This is a genomic window from Roseisolibacter sp. H3M3-2, from assembly GCF_029211165.1.
Lineage (GTDB): Bacteria > Gemmatimonadota > Gemmatimonadetes > Gemmatimonadales > Gemmatimonadaceae > Roseisolibacter.
The window spans coordinates 1-1,643 of record NZ_JARGEK010000613.1; the positions used below are offsets into that span (position 1 = coordinate 1).

Consider the following 1,643-nt stretch of genomic DNA (forward strand, 5'->3'; position numbering starts at 1 on the left):
GCCCGGCGCTGTGGGCGGCGCCGGCCGGGTGGCCGCGCTGGTACGCCGCGCTCTGGATCGCCGCCGTGCTCGCGCTCGCGCTCACGCGGCGCACGCGCGCGGTGCTCGACGCCGCCGCGGCGGTCGCGGGGCTCGGCGCCTCGACGCTCGTGTGGAGCGCGACCGCCCGCAAGCGCGTCGACCTCGCGCTCCGCGACGTGCAGGGGCTGGCGATCCCCGACCCCGACGCGCTCTTCCTGCTCGAGCGGCTCGGGCGGTCGCTCGCCCCCGAGGCGGCGCTGCGCGTGGCGCCGTACGCGCCGGGCGACCTGCTGCGGCGCTTCGCCGAGTCGCCGCTCGCCGCCGCCGGCTTTCCCGTGGCGCTGGCGAGCTGGGTCCCCGGCGTCGCGGCCGGCGCGCCGTCGGGCGGCGCGTTCTCGGACTCGGTCGTCGCCACCGTCGCCACCGCCACCTGGCCGGTGGACACGGTGCTGCTGCGCGCCGCCGTCGCCGCCGCGCGCGAGGAGGGGCGCTCGGTGGTGCGCGTGGTCGCGGTGGAGCAGGGGGTCGCGCCCGTGCTGGCCGTCCCGCACCCCGGCGGCGGGGTGACGACGGTGCTCGTCTACCCGCGCACCCGCCTCTTCCCCGAGAGCCCGGTGGCTACGCTGCTCGGCCTCCCGCGCCCGCCGGCCGGCGACCCGCCGTACACGCTGTCGCTGCTCGGTCGCGTGGCCCGCCCCGACGCGAGCCCGCGCCGCGCCGCCGAGGCCGCGGGCGTCGAGTCGGTCAGCCCGCGGTGGACGCGCGAGGGGTCCGAGATCCACGGCGACTGGCTGGTCCCGCTCCCCGACGGCTGGACGCGCGCGCACGCCGAGATCGAGCTGCGCCCGTTCGCGGTGCTCGTGCAGCGCGGCGCGCTGCTCGTGCTGCTCGACCTGCTGCTGGTGGGCGTGCTGTGGGCGCTCCCCGCGCTCGCCGACGGCGACGCCCCGCGCTGGTGGCGGTGGTGGCGCGGCGCGTGGCGGCGGAGCTACCGCGCGCGCCTGACGCTGGCGCTGTTCGCCTTCTTCGCCGTCCCGACGAGCGCGTTCGCCGTATGGTCCTACCGGCAGCTGCAGGCCGGCGACCGCCAGTCGCGCGAGCTGCTGGTCCGCGAGACGCTGCGCGCCACGGCGACCGCCGACACCGCGGTCGGTGACCCCGCCCTCGGCGCGCTCGCGACCCGCCTCGGCACGCCGCTGCTGGTCTACGAGCGCGGGGTGCTGGTGCGCGCGAGCGACCCGGCGGTGGTCGCGCTGGCGCCGTTCGGCCGGCTGCTGCCGCCGGCGCTGATGCTCACCGTCGGCGTCGGCGACGAGGTGGACGACACCGAGGAGCTGCGCGTCGGCGACGCCGGCACGCTGGTCGGCTTCCGCGCCGCGCTCGCGACCCCCGACGAGCGCGTGGTGTTCGCAGCCCCCGCCCGCGACGACGACGTCGTGCTCGCGCAGCGCCGGCGCGACCTCGGCTTCCTCGTCGCGCTGACGGTGATGGGCGGCGCGCTGGCCGCGCTCTGGCTGAGCGGGCTCGCGGCGCGCCAGCTCGACCGTCCCGTCGGCGCGCTGCGCGCCGCCGCGCTGGCGTTCGTCGGCGAGGAGCGCGCGGGCGGCCCGGGCGCCCCCGAC

Annotated in this window: 1 pseudogene; it reads left to right on the plus strand. The window is 79.8% G+C overall.

What is annotated here, in order from left to right:
- Positions 1-1,643, plus strand: a pseudogene (locus PYV61_RS25100) (hypothetical protein); the annotation flags it as partial.